Source organism: Microbacterium sp. NPDC090003 (genome assembly GCF_044748385.1).
Taxonomy (GTDB): Bacteria; Actinomycetota; Actinomycetes; order Actinomycetales; family Microbacteriaceae; genus Microbacterium.
Genome location: NZ_JBIVFW010000001.1, coordinates 762,736 through 776,714, shown reverse-complemented (window position 1 = coordinate 776,714; position 13,979 = coordinate 762,736). Strand labels below are relative to the sequence as shown.

Here is a 13,979-nt window from a genome sequence, read left to right as displayed (position 1 = left end):
TTTCATGGGCGCTCAACTCAGGGTCTACAAGCAGAAGATCAGTTCTGCTCAGACGACCAAGAAGATCACGAAGGCGATGGAACTCATCGCGGCTTCGCGCATCCAGAAGGCGATGGCACGCGTCAAGGCGTCCACCCCCTTCGCGCGGGCCGTGACGAGGGCCGTGTCCGCCGTCGCGACGCACTCGAACGTCGACCACCCGCTCACGCGTGAGCCCGAGAACATCAGCCGCTCCGCGGTCGTTATCTTCTCGTCGGATCGCGGCCTCGCCGGTGCCTTCAACTCGCAGATCCTCCGTGAGGGTCTCGAGGTGGCGGAGCTGCTGCGCGGTCAGGGCAAGGAGCCGGTGTTCTACCTCGTCGGTCGTAAGGCCGTCGGCTACTTCCAGTTCCGTCGCATCGCCGCGGCTGCGGAGTGGACCGGCGACACCGACACTCCGTCGTTCCACACGGCCGAAGAGATCGCGTCGACTCTGCTCGATGCGTTCTCGCGCGGCGGCGCGGACGGCGGCGTCGACGAGATCCACCTCGTGTACAACCGCTTCGTCAGCATGATGACGCAGTCGCCGGAATCGGTGCGCCTGCTTCCGCTGGAGATCGCGGAGGCCGACGAGTCCGAGGCGGGCAGCGCTGTCTACCCGCTCTACGAGTTCGAGCCCGATGCCGAGACCGTGCTCGACGCGATCCTGCCGGTGTACATCCAGAGCCGCGTCTTCAACGCCCTCCTGCAGTCGTCTGCCGCCAAGCAGGCTGCGACGCAGAAGGCGATGAAGTCCGCCAGCGACAACGCCGACAAGCTCATCACCGACTACACCCGTCTGCGCAACAACGCGCGCCAGGCGGAGATCACGCAGCAGATCGCGGAGATCGTCGGCGGCGCCGACGCCCTCTCGTCTGGCAAATAGACCATCAGGAAAGAGACGAAGAAATGACCACCACCGCTACGGCTGACCAGCCCGCGACCGCGGTCGTCGGGCGCGTCGCACGCGTCAACGGTCCGGTTGTCGACATCGAGTTCCCGCACGACTCGATCCCCGGCATCTACAACGCGCTGAAGACCACGATCACCATCGGCGAGGAGTCGACCGAGATCACCCTCGAGGTCGCTCAGCACCTCGGCGACGAGCTCGTCCGCGCAATCGCCCTGAAGCCCACCGACGGCATCGTCCGCGGCCAGGAGGTGCGCGACACCGGAGAGGCCATCTCGGTCCCGGTCGGCGACATCACCAAGGGCAAGGTCTTCAACGTGATCGGCGAGGTCCTCAACGGCGAGCCCGGTGAGACCCTCGAGGTCACGGAGCGCTGGCCGATCCACCGCAAGGCGCCCAACTTCGACCAGCTCGAGTCGAAGACGACGATGTTCGAGACGGGCATCAAGTCGATCGACCTCCTCACCCCGTACGTCCAGGGTGGAAAGATCGGTCTGTTCGGTGGAGCCGGTGTCGGTAAGACCGTGCTCATCCAGGAGATGATCCAGCGCGTCGCGCAGGACCACGGTGGAGTGTCGGTGTTCGCCGGTGTCGGTGAGCGTACCCGTGAGGGCAACGACCTCATCCACGAGATGGAAGAGGCAGGCGTCTTCGACAAGACCGCGCTCGTGTTCGGCCAGATGGACGAGCCGCCGGGGACGCGTCTTCGTGTCGCACTGTCGGCTCTGACGATGGCGGAGTACTTCCGTGACGTGCAGAAGCAGGACGTGCTGCTCTTCATCGACAACATCTTCCGCTTCACGCAGGCCGGTTCCGAGGTCTCCACGCTTCTCGGCCGTATGCCGTCCGCCGTGGGGTACCAGCCGAACCTCGCCGATGAGATGGGTGTGCTCCAGGAGCGCATCACCTCGACGCGTGGTCACTCGATCACCTCGCTGCAGGCGATCTACGTGCCGGCCGATGACTACACCGACCCGGCTCCGGCGACCACCTTCGCCCACCTCGACGCGACGACCGAGCTCTCTCGTGAGATCGCTTCGAAGGGTCTGTACCCGGCCATCGACCCGCTGACCTCGACGTCGCGCATCATGGACCCCCGCTACCTGGGTGAGGACCACTACCGCGTCGCCACGACGGTCAAGCAGATCCTCCAGAAGAACAAGGAACTGCAGGAGATCATCGCCATCCTCGGTGTCGATGAGCTCTCCGAGGAAGACAAGATCGTCGTGTCGCGTGCGCGTCGTATCCAGCAGTTCCTCTCGCAGAACACCTACATGGCCAAGAAGTTCACGGGCGTCGAGGGTTCGACCGTCCCGCTCAAGGAGACCATCGAGTCCTTCGATGCGATCACCCGCGGCGACTTCGACCACGTGGCCGAGCAGGCCTTCTTCAACGTCGGTGGCATCGGCGACGTCGAAGAGCGCTGGGCGCAGATCCAGAAGGAGAACGCCTGACCATGGCGCTCAATGTCAGCCTCGTCTCCGCCGACGCGGAGGTCTGGACGGGAGAAGCGAGCCTCGTGATCGCCAAGACCGTCGAGGGTGAGATCGGCTTCATGTCCGGTCACGAGCCGGTGCTGGCCATCCTCGCCGAGGGTCAGGTCCGGATCACCCAGACCGATGGCACCAAGGTGCTCGCGAACGCGCAGGACGGATTCCTCTCGATGGAGGGCAACGTCCTGACGATCGTCGCCGGTAACGCAGCGCTCATCGCCTAGCAGTTCACTACATGCGTCCGCCTCGGACCCGGATCTCCGGGTTCCGAGGCGGACGCGTCTGTATTCCCCCTCCGAGGACTCATGAAGATCCTTCTCCCTCCATCAGAGACCAAGCACCCGGGCGGTACCGGTGATCCACTCGATCCCGCCGCACTGGCGCTGCCGAGCCTGCACGCGCGTCGCACGGCGATGATCGACGCGCTCGTCGATCTCGCTGCCGATGAGCAGGAGGCGCGCCGAGTGTTGAAGCTGAGCGAACGTCAGGCGGGCGACATCGCCCATAATCGGATGCTGCGAACCGCGCCGACGATGCCCGCGATCGACCGCTACACCGGAGTGCTGTTCGACGCGCTCGACGCGCGCACTCTCTCCGTGGCGTCGCGCCGTTGGCTGGGGGAGCACGTGTGGATCCACTCGGCACCGTTCGGGCCGGTCGGGGCGCTCGACGGCATTCCTCCCTACCGGCTCGCGGCGGGCACGACGCTGCCCGGCGTTGCGCCGATGCGTCGGCACTGGGCCGATGCCACCGGCCGTGCCATCGCAGAGGCCGAACCCGACTTCGTGCTCGATCTGCGGAGCGAGGCCTACGTCGCACTGGGGCCGATTCCCGCCCCCGTGCCGTCGGTCTACGTCAGGGTCGTCACCGACGAGGGCGACGGGGGAGCGCGGGCTCTCAACCACTTCAACAAGAAGTCGAAGGGGCAACTCGTCCGCGCTCTCGCGGAGAGCCGGCCACGGATCGGTTCATTGCGGTCGCTCCTCACCTGGGCGTCGAAGCACGACATCGTTCTCCGGCGGACCGGAGAAAGCGGGATGATCGAGCTGGTCGTCACGGAGTGACGCCCGGCTGCTCATGGGGACCTCTCCCCGTGCGTGTCGTTGCCGCGTCGTTATCGGCACCGCTATGGTGGGTCTCGCGGCGTGAATCGCGTCCGCTCATTCGGATCCGGAGGGGATCATGAACCCTTATTACGACTCGGGATACTGGGCCGCATTCGCGGGCGCCATCATCTTCGGTATCGTCATCGGTTTGGCAGCCTACGTCGTCAGCGCGATCTTCTTGATGAAGATCTTCGAGAAGGCCGGCGTCGAAGGGAAGTGGCGCGCCTGGGTACCGGTCTACAACCAGATGGTGTTCTTCAAGCTCGGCGACCTCAGCCCGTGGATCGTCCTCTACGGCCTCGCCGGAGCGCTGCTCCTTTCGTGGATCGGCATCGGAGCGCTGTTCTCGCTCGCTGTCGGAGTGTTCTCCGTGATCGCCGCATGGCGTGTCGGTCTGAAACTGCAGAAGGATGCCGTCTGGGTCGTCCTCTACATCTTCCTCTCGGTCGTGTGGCTCGGCATCAACGCCTTCGACAAGTCGCGGTGGAACCCGAACATCCAGCCGGCGTCCTGGGCCGGCAACGGTTTCCTGGGTGACCGCACCGTGTGGGCGGGCATCCCGGTCCAGCCGTCGGCTGCCGCTCCGCAGGCAGGCTACGGCGCAACCGGCTACGGTGCGGCACCGCAGGGGTACGCGCCACCGGCCCCGCAGGGCTACGCTCCGCCGGCTCAGCCCGGCTACGGGCAGCCCACTCAGCCGGGATACGCGCAGCCCGGCTACGGTCAGCCCGCTCAGCCCGGATACACGCCCCCGGCCGCTCCGGCCACAGGTGCGCCCGGTGTGCCTCCCACTCCGCCGCCCCCTGCTGCGCCGCCCGCGACCCCGCCGGCACCGCCCGCTGCTCCGCCGGCACCGCCCGCTGCTCCGCCGACGGATCCCACGCAGCCCCCGGCCTGATCGCCCCGTGCGAAGAGCCCTCGACCTCAGGTCGGGGGCTCTTCCCGTCTTCCGGCGCTCCGGCCCGTCGCCGAGGACCGGCGCGCCGCTGGGATAGCGTGAAGGCATGGTCATGTCACAGCGCCGCGTCGGTGCGTCCGGACTCCTCGTCTCCGCCACCGGCCTCGGGTGCAACAACTTCGGGCGGGCCGGCACCGCCACCGAGACGATCGAGGGCACACGCGAGGTGATCTCCGCGGCGATCGCGAACGGCGTCACGCTGTTCGACACCGCGGACATGTACGGCGCCGTGGCCGGAACCAGTGAGACGCTCATGGGGGAGGCCCTCCAGGGGCGACGCGACAGCGTCGTGCTCGCGACCAAGTTCGGTCACGAACGCGACATGGGGTACGCGTTCCCCGCAGCCCGAGGATCCCGACGCTACGTGCGGCGCGCGGTCGAGGAGTCGCTGCGGCGACTTCAGACGGACTGGATCGATCTGTACCAGCTGCACCTCCCCGACCCCGAGACGCCGATCGCCGAGACCACCGATGCGCTCGACGAGCTGGTCCGCGAAGGGAAGATCCGGTACTACGGACACTCCAACTTCACCGGTTGGCAGATCGCCGAAGCCGAGTTCACGTCCACCGCCCGCTCGAGCGGTCGTTTCGTCTCGGCGCAGAACCACTACTCGCTTCTCGCCCGCGCGGCCGAGCGCGAGGTGCTCCCGGCAGTCGAACGCTACGGTCTGGGCTTCTTCCCCTTCTTCCCGCTCCACAACGGCTTGCTGACCGGCAAGTTCACCCGCGATGGCGGACCGGAGACCAGCCGGATCATGTCGTCCCGGCGTCACGTGTGGGAGAACGCGCCGTGGGATGCCCTCGACGCCCTCCGCGACTTCTGCGAGGAGCGCGGGATCACGATGGTCGAGGCCACGTTCGGGTGGTTGCTTTCCCGTCCCGCGGTGTCCAGCGTGATCGCAGGGGCGACGTCGGCCGCGCAGGTCGAGTCGAACGCGCGAGCCGGGGACGCGTGGCGACCGGACGCCGAAGAACTCGCGGCCATCGACGCGCTGTTCCCGCTGCCGACCGACCCCGGGGCGCAGGTGTGAGCGGGTTCGACGATTCGACTACGATGTGTGAGTACCTCGCGGCCGTCCGATCCGTCGCGGGACCATCGGAGGCAGCACGTGGCTGAGACGACAACGACGACGCGTAGCGTCACGGTCGCGCAGCGCCCGCTGCTCCTGTCGTGGGCGGGGACGACCGATCAAGGTCGTCGCCGCGACACCAATCAGGATGCCTTCCTCGCGGAGTATCCGCTCTTCATCGTCGCGGATGGCATGGGCGGTCACGCCGGAGGCGAGATCGCAAGTCAGAGCACCGTGCAGCGGTTGCAGGCCCTGGTCGACGACGGGTCGGTGGCAAGGCCGGCGATCGAGAAGGCGCTCGCGCTCGCGGTGGGGGATATCGCCGATCACCCCGAGACGACGGACGAGGGTACGGGAACGACCTTGACCGGCGTGTTCCTCGAAGAGCTGGATGGCGAGCCCCACTGGGTCTCCCTGAACATCGGCGACTCACGCGTGTACCTCCTGCGCGACGACCGCCTCGTGCAGGTCACCACCGATCACTCGGTCGTCCAGGAGCTCATCACGGCGGGGAAGCTGAGTCCGGAGGAAGCGGAAGGGCACCCCTACAGCAACGTGATCACACGGGCAGTCGGGGCGAGTGAGCTGACGCCGCCGGACTACCTGACGATCGAGGTCCGCGCCGGCGATCGGTTCGTGATCTGTTCCGATGGTCTCACCAAGGAGCTCACCGACTACGGTATCCAGCACTTCCTCCGCGAGAACCCCGAACCGGGACCGGCCGTCGACGCGATGCTCGCCGCGGCTCTCGAGAACGGTGGCCGAGACAACGTCACCGTCATCATCGTGCAGGTGACGGATCCTGCAGACTCTTCCTCCACATCGGACGAGAACGGCGAATAGCGCCGATCATCTGTGAGCGGAGACCCTCCGCTCATCCCCATGCCGTCGAATGGAGGCATGGATCCCCTCCCGATCGTGCTGCCTGCCACACCGGTCCCGCCCCGACGCGCCCCTCTCCCTTTCCTCGCGGCCGGTATGCCCGTCGTCGCCGGCCTCGTGCTCTGGCTGATCACCGGCTCGCTCTTCTCCCTCTGCTTCGCCGCGCTCGGACCGGTGATGATGGTGGCCTCGCTCCTCGATTCCGCGCGCGGTCGTCGCAGAGAGCAGCGACGCATCCTCGACGAGGACGAGCGGTCGTGGACGATGGCGGAGGAACAGCTCACCTCGTTGCATCGGGAGGAGCGTCGGCGCCGCTGGGGTCAGCATCCCGACGCGGCCACCTGCGCGCAGGAACCGCCGCTGCGCGGTGTCGAGCCGCCCGGGGCAATGACGCCGGTGGTGGTCGGCTCCGGCGCTGTCGCCAGCATCATCCGGACGACCGGTGGCGACGGCGAGCGGGCGCGTGAACTTCAGGAACGCGCGCGTGTGCTCGACTCCGCACCCATCCTCCTCCCCCTGGGAGCGGGCATCTGCGTGCGAGGCCCGCAGCCTCTCACCCTTGCAGTGGCGCGTGCGCTGGTGCTCCAGCTCTGTCTGCGCTTCGCGCCCGGACAGCTGAAGCTCGTCGGCGAGGGTTTCCCCGACGGAGACTATTCCGGGCTACCGCACGCGTCGTCGCTCCGGCGAGGATTCCGTCTCGGCGTCGGATCCGCGTCGATGCGGGAGTCCGAGGCGGACGCGACGATCTGGCTGGCGGGGCCAGGGGAGGAGGTACCCGACGGGATCCTCACCGTTCTGGATCTGCAGGAACCGCGGGAGGCCACTCTTCGAACTCCGGAGGGCGTCGTCACGATCGCCGCGGAGGGGATCTCCCGCCAGCAGTTCGAGACGATCACCGCCCGTCGAGCCGCCTTCGAGGACGAAACGGATGCCGTCCCGGAGGCGGTGGAGTTCGCTCAGCTCGTGCAGACGCCCGCCGGATCAGGGCTGAGGGCGGTCATCGGGCGGGGAGCCGGTGCGGATGGAGAAGTCGACATCGTCGAAGACGGACCGCACGCCATCGTCACCGGCACCACGGGAACCGGCAAGAGCGAGCTTCTGGTGACCTGGGTGACCGCGATATCCGCGGTTTATGGCCCTGAGCGTGTGAACTTCGTGCTGGCCGACTTCAAGGGTGGGACGGCGTTCGAATCACTCCGGGAGCTTGCCCAGGTGACAGCGGTCATGACGGATCTCGATGAGGCGGGAGCGCGACGCGGCGTACAGAGCCTGCGCGCCGAATTGCGTCGTCGGGAAGCCGTTCTCGCCGCTGCCGGTGCTCGCGACATCGCCGACGTCGAGATTCCGCGACTGCTGATCGTCGTGGACGAGTTCGCCGCCCTCCTGCAGGACCATCCCGATCTCGGCACCGTGTTCACCGACATCGCTGCGCGAGGCCGCGCGCTGGGAATGCATCTGATCCTCGGCACCCAACGCGCCTCGGGGGTGGTGAGGGACTCCCTCGCCGCGAACTGCCCGTTGCGGCTCAGCCTGCGGGTCAGCGATCCGTCCGACAGCCGCGCGATAATCGGGACCGCGGCCGCGGCGGAGATCCCCGGCGGAGCGAGTGCCCGAGGCCTCTGCCTCGTGCGCCGTCCGCAGGACGACGATGCTGAACCCGTTCGCGTCGCGTTGACTCGCGAAGACGACCTGAGCGAAGTGGCGAAGCGTTGGGCGCACCTGCCCAGCCCCGCGAGTCCGTGGTTGCTTCCGTTGGCCGAAGTGATCCCGCTGCCGGAAGATGCGAGGCGGACCGGGAGCGCGGAGACCCCCTGGGGGATCGCCGACGTCCCCGAGTCGCAGACGCAGCCGCGGCTCGGCATCCGTGTGGGCCAGGATCGCGGAATCGCCGTGATCGGCGCTCCCGGGTCGGGGCGCACCGCCGCTCTCCGCGTGCTCGCCGCACAGGTACCGGAGGCGCTCTGGATCCCCTCCGACCCGGAGCGGATGTGGGATGTGGTGCAGTCGCTGGTCGAGGGGCGGACCCGGATGCCCGCCCTCGTGCTCTGCGACGACCTCGACGCCCGTGTCGCGGAGCTCCCGCCCGAGTATGCGCAGACGTTGGTGCAGCGGTGGGAGCAGATCCTGCGCGGCGCGACCGGGAGCAGCGTGGTGATCAGTGCGACGCGGGCGAGCGGCGCTGTCGGGCGGGTGCTCGACGCGCTGCCTCGACGAGCGCTGCTGCGCGCCGCGAGCAGGGTCGATCACGTCGCCGCCGGCGGTGAGAGCGCGACGTTCGACGAGCGGCGTCCACCCGGCCGTGCTCGTCTCGACGGACACGAGACGCAGTTCTTCTGGACGCCCGACGGAGGTGTGAGTGACGGGCGAGCAGGGATGGGCGGCGGGGAGTCGGAGCCCAGGGAGCGGGAGCGCTGGGAGCCGGGCGCGGAGATCCACGCCATCGTCACGGCCGGGGCCGCATCGCTCGTTTCCGCAATCCAGAAGGCGTACCCCTCGGCGCGGGTGAGCGCGATCGGATCCGGCGCAGGTGTGGGTGCCGGTGCCGGTCGAGGCGTCATGCAGACCGTAGGCGGAGGGCAGGGGCCGGTCGTTCTTCTCGGCGATGCCGATGCCTGGCAGCGCGAGTGGTCGCTCTGGCAGCGCGTCCGGGCCGAAGGCGAGGTGCTCATCCGCGTGGAGCGGCCATCTGATCTCCGGCAGTTGGTCGGGCACCGTGACTTGCCGCCGTTCGCGCGGGTTCATGCCGGACGGGTGTGGGCGGTGCGCGGCGCAGAGACGCCGCGGCGACTCGTGGTGCCCGCGCTCCTCGGCGAGCAAGAGGCGTGGACACCCGCGCCCGGGTCCGCAGCGAGTGTTGGCGCGCAGCAGCCGTCGGAGCAGCCCCCCACGCGGAGGAGCCTGCGGGAACGCCGGGAGTGAGCCGTCAGATACCGGGGGAGACGTGAACCCGACCGACCGGCTTGCCGCCACCGAGCACGTCGAGCGAGAGCGCATCGCCGAGGTCGGCGACGTCACGATCGGCGAGTGCTCCGACTCGTGCGAGCAGCGTCGCAGCCACGATGGTCGACGCCCGCGCTCCGCCGTCCAGCATCTTCAGGGCGACGGTCGTGCCGTCGGGCGCCACCATCACCATGACTCCCTCGGCGCCTCCCTTCGCGAAGACTCCGAGCTTCTCGATGGCGACGGTGTCGGGACGCCCGGGACCCTCGATGGTCCAGGGGTGCTCGCGAACGGCGCGCACCAAAGAACCGGCGACCCGATGAAGGGCGAACGGCGAGCGATCCGACGCCGTGCCGATCCGGTGGATCGCGCGAGCGAGGCCCGTCAGCGTCATCGCGTAGACCGGCGCGCCGCAGCCATCGATCGACGTGTGGGAGATCTTCTCGCCGGTAAGACGCTCAATCACCTCGCGGATGTGCGCTTGCAGGGGGTGGCTCTCCTCCAGATACCCTTCGGTGGGCCAGCCGGTGGCGATGCACGCACGCAGCATGGCAGCGTGCTTGCCCGAGCAGTTCATCCGCACGCTCGCCTGCTGGCCGTGCTCGCGCACCATCTCATCGCGGGTCGCCTGGTCGCTCGGCCAGGCCGGCGGGCAGGCGAGGGCGTCCTCGTTCAGGCCACCGGCCGTCAGCATCTCCCGCACCGCGGCGGCGTGCCGATCGGTACCGACGTGACTCGCCGTCGACAGGGCGAGGTGCTCGCCCTCGAGCGCGGCTCCTGCCGTGATGCAGGCCACTGCCTGCAGAGGCTTCATGCTGGAGCGCGGCAGGATGAGCGCATCCGCGTTGCCGAGGCGGGCGACCACCTCTCCGTCGGAGGAGAGCACCACCGCCGCTCCCGCGTGTCGCGACTCGACGAAGCCGCTCCGCTCGACGACGGCGAGTTCGACGGAATCCTGAACGGTGAGAGTCTCCAGCACCCGTCCAGACTATCCCCGTCTCCCGACGAGCCGCCGAAGCGGGCGCGGCACCGGGAGTGTCGGCGACCGGTGGCACACTGGGGGGATGGCAGAGCACGCACCGCGCATCCTCGGAGAGCACCGCTATGCGCTCACGAGCGTCTGGGCCGGTAACACCGGGACCGGCACGAGCGGCTACCGCGACTATCGGCGCGACGTCGAGATCTCCGTGGAGGGCAAGCCGATGCTCCTCGCATCCGCCGACAAGCCTTTCCGCGGCGACCCCTCGCGGTGGAACCCCGAGGATCTGCTCGTGGCATCACTGTCGGAATGCCACCTGCTGTCGTACCTGCATGCGTGCGTCACCGCAGGTGTGGTCGTCGTCTCCTATCGCGACGACGCGACCGGCACGATGCGCGAAGACGGCACGGGCGGCGGATCGTTCACCGAGGTCACACTGCGCCCGCAGGTCGTCGTCGCCGACGCGTCGATGATCGAGGCGGCGAAGCGCGCACATGTGCAGGCGAACGAATGGTGCTTCATCGCGAACTCGATGAACTTCCCCGTGCGGCACGAGGCCACGGTGACCGCGCTCGGCTGAGCGCTCGCTGACGCCTCAGCGGCGCTCGTGCGGCAGCGCCTGCTTGATCTTCTCGATCGCTCCCTGCGCGGGTGCTTCGTTGTACGCTCCGGCGAGCTCTTGGCCCGAGAGCGCATGGATCGCGGCCATGATCTCGTCGGTCGCGAGACGACGCGCTCGACCACTCGTCGCCGGTCCGTGCGGGGCGAGATCGAGGGGCTCGCCGAAACGCACCGTGATGCGCTGCTTGGTCGTGGGGATCTTCGCTCCGACGGGCATCACCTTGTCGGTTCCGATGAGGCCGACAGGCACCACGGGCGCTCCCGTCTGGAGCGCCAGGAACGCCACGCCGGTGCGGCCCTTGTACAGCCGACCGTCGGTGGAACGGGTGCCCTCCGGATAGAGGGCGACGGCGAGTCCCTCGTCGAGCAGCTGACGCTGCAGGTCGAGGGCATCCAGCGCCGCTTGTCCGGCGCCGCGGCGTACCGGTATGGCTCCGATGGATTCGAAGAAGGTCTTGCTGAGCCAACCCTTGGCGCCCGTGCCCTCGAAGTAGCTGGATTTCGCGAGGAAATGCACCGGTCGGGGAGCAGCCACCGGGATCGCGATGGAATCGATGAACGACAGGTGGTTGCTGGCGAAGATCACGGCCCCGGTGCGCGGGACGTTCTCCTTGCCCTCGACGCGCGGACGATAGATCAGCCGGGCGAGCGGGCTGATGATGCTGCGCCCCAGTGCGTAGGCGAATCCGGCGTGACGAGGCTCCGCCGACTTCGAGGTCTCTGCGGTCTCTGCGGGGGACGATTCCGGGTCCACGGACGGCTCAGAGGTCATCAGAGAAGGCTACTCCGAGATCCATGCCGGCACCGGAATGAAGCGGTTGTGTCGCCTCTCCCAGCGCGGGCCAAGCGAAATGCGAGAGGATGGAGCGTCCCGCCCGCGATCTCGAAGGCTCAACTGTGCGCAAGCGTCCGCTCCTCGTCCTGTCCACCGTCGCCGCGGCGACCCTTCTGCTCGCAGGCTGCTCCGGCGGCGCGCAGCCGGAGAGCTCGGCCACTCCGGAGGAGACCGCAGCGGCGACGTCGTGCCTCGCCGACCTCCCATCCGGTGCCGGCTCCGACGCCGTCACGGTCGAGGGAACGGACGCCGAGGCGAAGGTCACGGTCCCCGCAGGCACCGAGATCACCGAACCCGAGCGTTCGGTGATCACCGAGGGCGACGGAGACGAGGTGCTTCCGGGCGACCTCGTCTCGCTGCGCTATCAGCTCGTCGACGCGACGACCAACGAGGTCCTGAGCAGCTCGGAACGCGGCCCGGACGGCATCCTCTCCGCCCTGCTCGCGTCGCAGCAGCAGCAGATCTCCGACCCCACGCAGTCGACCGTCTTCACGGTCGCCGCGGAGTGCCTTCCCCTCGGATCGAGCGTCGTACTCACCCTCCCGGCCTCGCAGGAGGGGCTGAACCCGAGCGTTCTCTACGTCCAGACCATCGAGAAGCTCCCGACAACCGCATCGGGTACCGACGTCGAGCCCGAAGCGGGGATGCCCGCCGTCGAGCTCGACGCGGACGGCGCTCCCACGATCACGCTCCCGGACGGCGATGCTCCGGCCGAGACGAAGGTCGCAGTCCTGAAGCAGGGCGACGGCGCGACGGTCGCCGAGGGCGATCTGGTCACCGTGCAGTACCGCGGCATCAAGTGGTCGGACGGGGAGGAGTTCGACTCCAGCTGGAGCCGCGGAGCGGCCCCGGCTCAGTTCCCCACGACGGGTGTCGTGACCGGCTTCAAGAAGGCGCTCGAAGGACAGAAGGTCGGATCGCAGGTCATCGTGACGATGCCGCCGTCCGAGGCGTACGGCGCGAGCGAGGGCAACGAGCTCCAGAACGAGAGCCTCGTGTTCGTCGTGGACATCCTCGCGACCACCCCGCCGGAGCAGGTCCAGCAGTAAGCAGGGGAGCCGAGGGCGTGTCATAGGCTGACGACATGCAGCGCATCATCGTCCTCGGCTCCACCGGTTCCATCGGCACGCAGGCGCTCGACGTCATCCGCGCCAACCCCCGCCGTTTCGAGCTGGTCGGTCTCGCCGCAGGCTCGAACGCAGAGCTGCTGGGAGAGCAGTCGGAGAGCTTTCGTGTCGAGAGCACCGCTCTGGGGGCCGCCGAGGCCGAGCAACTCGTGCGGGATGTCGACGCCGATGTGGTGTTGAACGCGATCACGGGATCGATCGGCCTCGGCTCGACACTCGCCGCCCTGAAGGCCGGCCGCACGCTCGCCCTGGCGAACAAGGAGTCCCTCATCGTGGGCGGTGAGCTGGTGCTCGCCGCGGCACAGCCCGGGCAGATCGTGCCGGTCGACTCCGAGCACTCGGCGATCGCGCAGGCACTCCGCGCCGGAACGCACGCCGAGGTGCGTCGACTCGTCGTCACGGCATCCGGGGGTCCCTTCCGCGGACGCAGCCGACAGGATCTCGCCGGAGTCACGCCGGCCGAAGCCCTGGCCCACCCGACCTGGGATATGGGGCGTATGGTCACCACCAACTCCGCCACTCTCGTCAACAAGGGCCTCGAGGTCATCGAGGCGCACCTGCTCTTCGACATCGCCTACGACGACATCGATGTCGTGGTGCACCCGCAGTCGATCGTGCACTCGATGGTCGAGTTCGTCGACGGCTCGACCATCGCCCAGGCATCGCCGCCCGACATGCGCCTGCCGATCTCTCTGGGACTTGACTGGCCGAACCGCGTCGGCGGGGTGGGCCGCCCTCTCGATTGGACGACGGCGTCCTCCTGGACGTTCGAGCCCCTCGACGAGGAGGCATTCCCTTCCGTCGCGCTCGCCAAGACCGTCGGCCGTGCGGGAGCGACGTTCCCCGCCGTCTACAACGCTGCGAACGAGCAGGCGGTCGACGCCTTCCACGAAGGGCGACTGCCGTTCCTGGGAATCGTCGACACGATTGCCCGCGTCGTCGATGCGCACGAGCCGCCCGAACACCTCACGGTGGAGTCGCTCGCCGCCGCCGAGCTCTGGGCCCGACAGAAGGCGGACCGGCTGATCGCCGCTGCCTGAG

The 13,979-nt window shown here is 68.4% G+C and carries 13 protein-coding genes; 11 read left to right on the top strand and 2 right to left on the bottom strand.

All coding sequences use genetic code 11. The features are described 5' to 3' along the window. Positions 1-4 precede the first annotated feature (4 nt). The 8 genes from ACIPVN_RS03850 to ACIPVN_RS03815 all read left to right on the top strand — a co-directional run bounded on the left by ACIPVN_RS03850 (position 5) and on the right by ACIPVN_RS03815 (position 9,355). The gene (locus tag ACIPVN_RS03850) at positions 5-904 is read left to right on the top strand and encodes a F0F1 ATP synthase subunit gamma (protein ID WP_400439688.1); all 900 of its coding nucleotides are present in this window, start codon (positions 5-7) and stop codon (positions 902-904) included. 23 nt (positions 905-927) lie between these two features. Continuing rightward, entirely contained in the window at positions 928-2,382 is a 1,455-nt protein-coding gene (gene atpD / locus ACIPVN_RS03845; protein WP_247622776.1) for a F0F1 ATP synthase subunit beta, read from the top strand. Positions 2,383-2,384: 2 nt separating this feature from the next. Further along, the gene (locus ACIPVN_RS03840; RefSeq protein WP_247622775.1) at positions 2,385-2,645 is read left to right on the top strand and encodes a F0F1 ATP synthase subunit epsilon; all 261 of its coding nucleotides are present in this window, start codon (positions 2,385-2,387) and stop codon (positions 2,643-2,645) included. An 81-nt stretch (positions 2,646-2,726) separates the two neighbouring features. Next, the gene (locus ACIPVN_RS03835) at positions 2,727-3,485 is read left to right on the top strand and encodes a YaaA family protein (protein ID WP_400439683.1); all 759 of its coding nucleotides are present in this window, start codon (positions 2,727-2,729) and stop codon (positions 3,483-3,485) included. Between the two features lie 118 nt (positions 3,486-3,603). Then, positions 3,604-4,425: a large exoprotein gene (locus ACIPVN_RS03830; protein WP_400439680.1), complete on the top strand. Its 822-nt coding sequence runs from the start codon at positions 3,604-3,606 to the stop codon at positions 4,423-4,425. Between the two features lie 106 nt (positions 4,426-4,531). Beyond that, the gene (locus tag ACIPVN_RS03825) at positions 4,532-5,515 is read left to right on the top strand and encodes an aldo/keto reductase (protein ID WP_400439677.1); all 984 of its coding nucleotides are present in this window, start codon (positions 4,532-4,534) and stop codon (positions 5,513-5,515) included. A 78-nt stretch (positions 5,516-5,593) separates the two neighbouring features. Continuing rightward, on the top strand, positions 5,594-6,397 hold the full coding sequence (locus ACIPVN_RS03820; RefSeq protein WP_400439674.1) for a PP2C family protein-serine/threonine phosphatase: 804 nt from the start codon (positions 5,594-5,596) through the stop codon (positions 6,395-6,397). A gap of 57 nt (positions 6,398-6,454) precedes the next feature. Continuing rightward, positions 6,455-9,355 carry an FtsK/SpoIIIE domain-containing protein gene (locus tag ACIPVN_RS03815; protein WP_400439672.1) on the top strand — a complete coding sequence of 967 codons (2,901 nt, stop codon included), beginning with the start codon at positions 6,455-6,457 and terminating at the stop codon, positions 9,353-9,355. A gap of 4 nt (positions 9,356-9,359) precedes the next feature. Here the strand turns inward: ACIPVN_RS03815 and ACIPVN_RS03810 are convergent, their stop codons facing one another. Further along, positions 9,360-10,355 (bottom strand): asparaginase, encoded by a 996-nt coding sequence (locus tag ACIPVN_RS03810; protein WP_400439670.1) that lies wholly within the window; start codon positions 10,353-10,355, stop codon positions 9,360-9,362. A gap of 85 nt (positions 10,356-10,440) precedes the next feature. Between ACIPVN_RS03810 and ACIPVN_RS03805 the strand changes: the two genes are divergently transcribed. Further along, positions 10,441-10,935 carry an OsmC family protein gene (locus ACIPVN_RS03805; RefSeq protein ID WP_400439667.1) on the top strand — a complete coding sequence of 165 codons (495 nt, stop codon included), beginning with the start codon at positions 10,441-10,443 and terminating at the stop codon, positions 10,933-10,935. A gap of 15 nt (positions 10,936-10,950) precedes the next feature. On the opposite strand, the gene ACIPVN_RS03800 is transcribed toward ACIPVN_RS03805, so the two are convergent. Next, the gene (locus tag ACIPVN_RS03800) at positions 10,951-11,748 is read right to left on the bottom strand and encodes a lysophospholipid acyltransferase family protein (RefSeq protein ID WP_400439665.1); all 798 of its coding nucleotides are present in this window, start codon (positions 11,746-11,748) and stop codon (positions 10,951-10,953) included. 125 nt (positions 11,749-11,873) lie between these two features. Between ACIPVN_RS03800 and ACIPVN_RS03795 the strand changes: the two genes are divergently transcribed. Both ACIPVN_RS03795 and dxr read left to right on the top strand, forming a co-directional pair. Further along, positions 11,874-12,860 carry an FKBP-type peptidyl-prolyl cis-trans isomerase gene (locus tag ACIPVN_RS03795; RefSeq protein ID WP_400439662.1) on the top strand — a complete coding sequence of 329 codons (987 nt, stop codon included), beginning with the start codon at positions 11,874-11,876 and terminating at the stop codon, positions 12,858-12,860. 35 nt (positions 12,861-12,895) lie between these two features. Further along, the gene (gene dxr, locus ACIPVN_RS03790) at positions 12,896-13,978 is read left to right on the top strand and encodes a 1-deoxy-D-xylulose-5-phosphate reductoisomerase (RefSeq protein WP_400439659.1); all 1,083 of its coding nucleotides are present in this window, start codon (positions 12,896-12,898) and stop codon (positions 13,976-13,978) included. The last annotated feature ends 1 nt before the right edge of the window (position 13,979 follow it).

What these genes read in the sequence shown, in the direction of transcription:
- ACIPVN_RS03840 (WP_247622775.1), top strand. Translation starts at nt 2,385, where the DNA reads ATGGCGCTCAATGTCAGCCTCGTCTCCGCCGACGCGGAGGTCTGGACG.
- atpD (WP_247622776.1), top strand. Translation starts at nt 928, where the DNA reads ATGACCACCACCGCTACGGCTGACCAGCCCGCGACCGCGGTCGTCGGG.
- ACIPVN_RS03805 (WP_400439667.1), top strand. Translation starts at nt 10,441, where the DNA reads ATGGCAGAGCACGCACCGCGCATCCTCGGAGAGCACCGCTATGCGCTC.
- ACIPVN_RS03835 (WP_400439683.1), top strand. Translation starts at nt 2,727, where the DNA reads ATGAAGATCCTTCTCCCTCCATCAGAGACCAAGCACCCGGGCGGTACC.
- ACIPVN_RS03850 (WP_400439688.1), top strand. Translation starts at nt 5, where the DNA reads ATGGGCGCTCAACTCAGGGTCTACAAGCAGAAGATCAGTTCTGCTCAG.
- ACIPVN_RS03815 (WP_400439672.1), top strand. Translation starts at nt 6,455, where the DNA reads ATGGATCCCCTCCCGATCGTGCTGCCTGCCACACCGGTCCCGCCCCGA.
- ACIPVN_RS03800 (WP_400439665.1), bottom strand. Translation starts at nt 11,748, where the DNA reads ATGACCTCTGAGCCGTCCGTGGACCCGGAATCGTCCCCCGCAGAGACC.
- ACIPVN_RS03830 (WP_400439680.1), top strand. Translation starts at nt 3,604, where the DNA reads ATGAACCCTTATTACGACTCGGGATACTGGGCCGCATTCGCGGGCGCC.
- ACIPVN_RS03825 (WP_400439677.1), top strand. Translation starts at nt 4,532, where the DNA reads ATGGTCATGTCACAGCGCCGCGTCGGTGCGTCCGGACTCCTCGTCTCC.
- dxr (WP_400439659.1), top strand. Translation starts at nt 12,896, where the DNA reads ATGCAGCGCATCATCGTCCTCGGCTCCACCGGTTCCATCGGCACGCAG.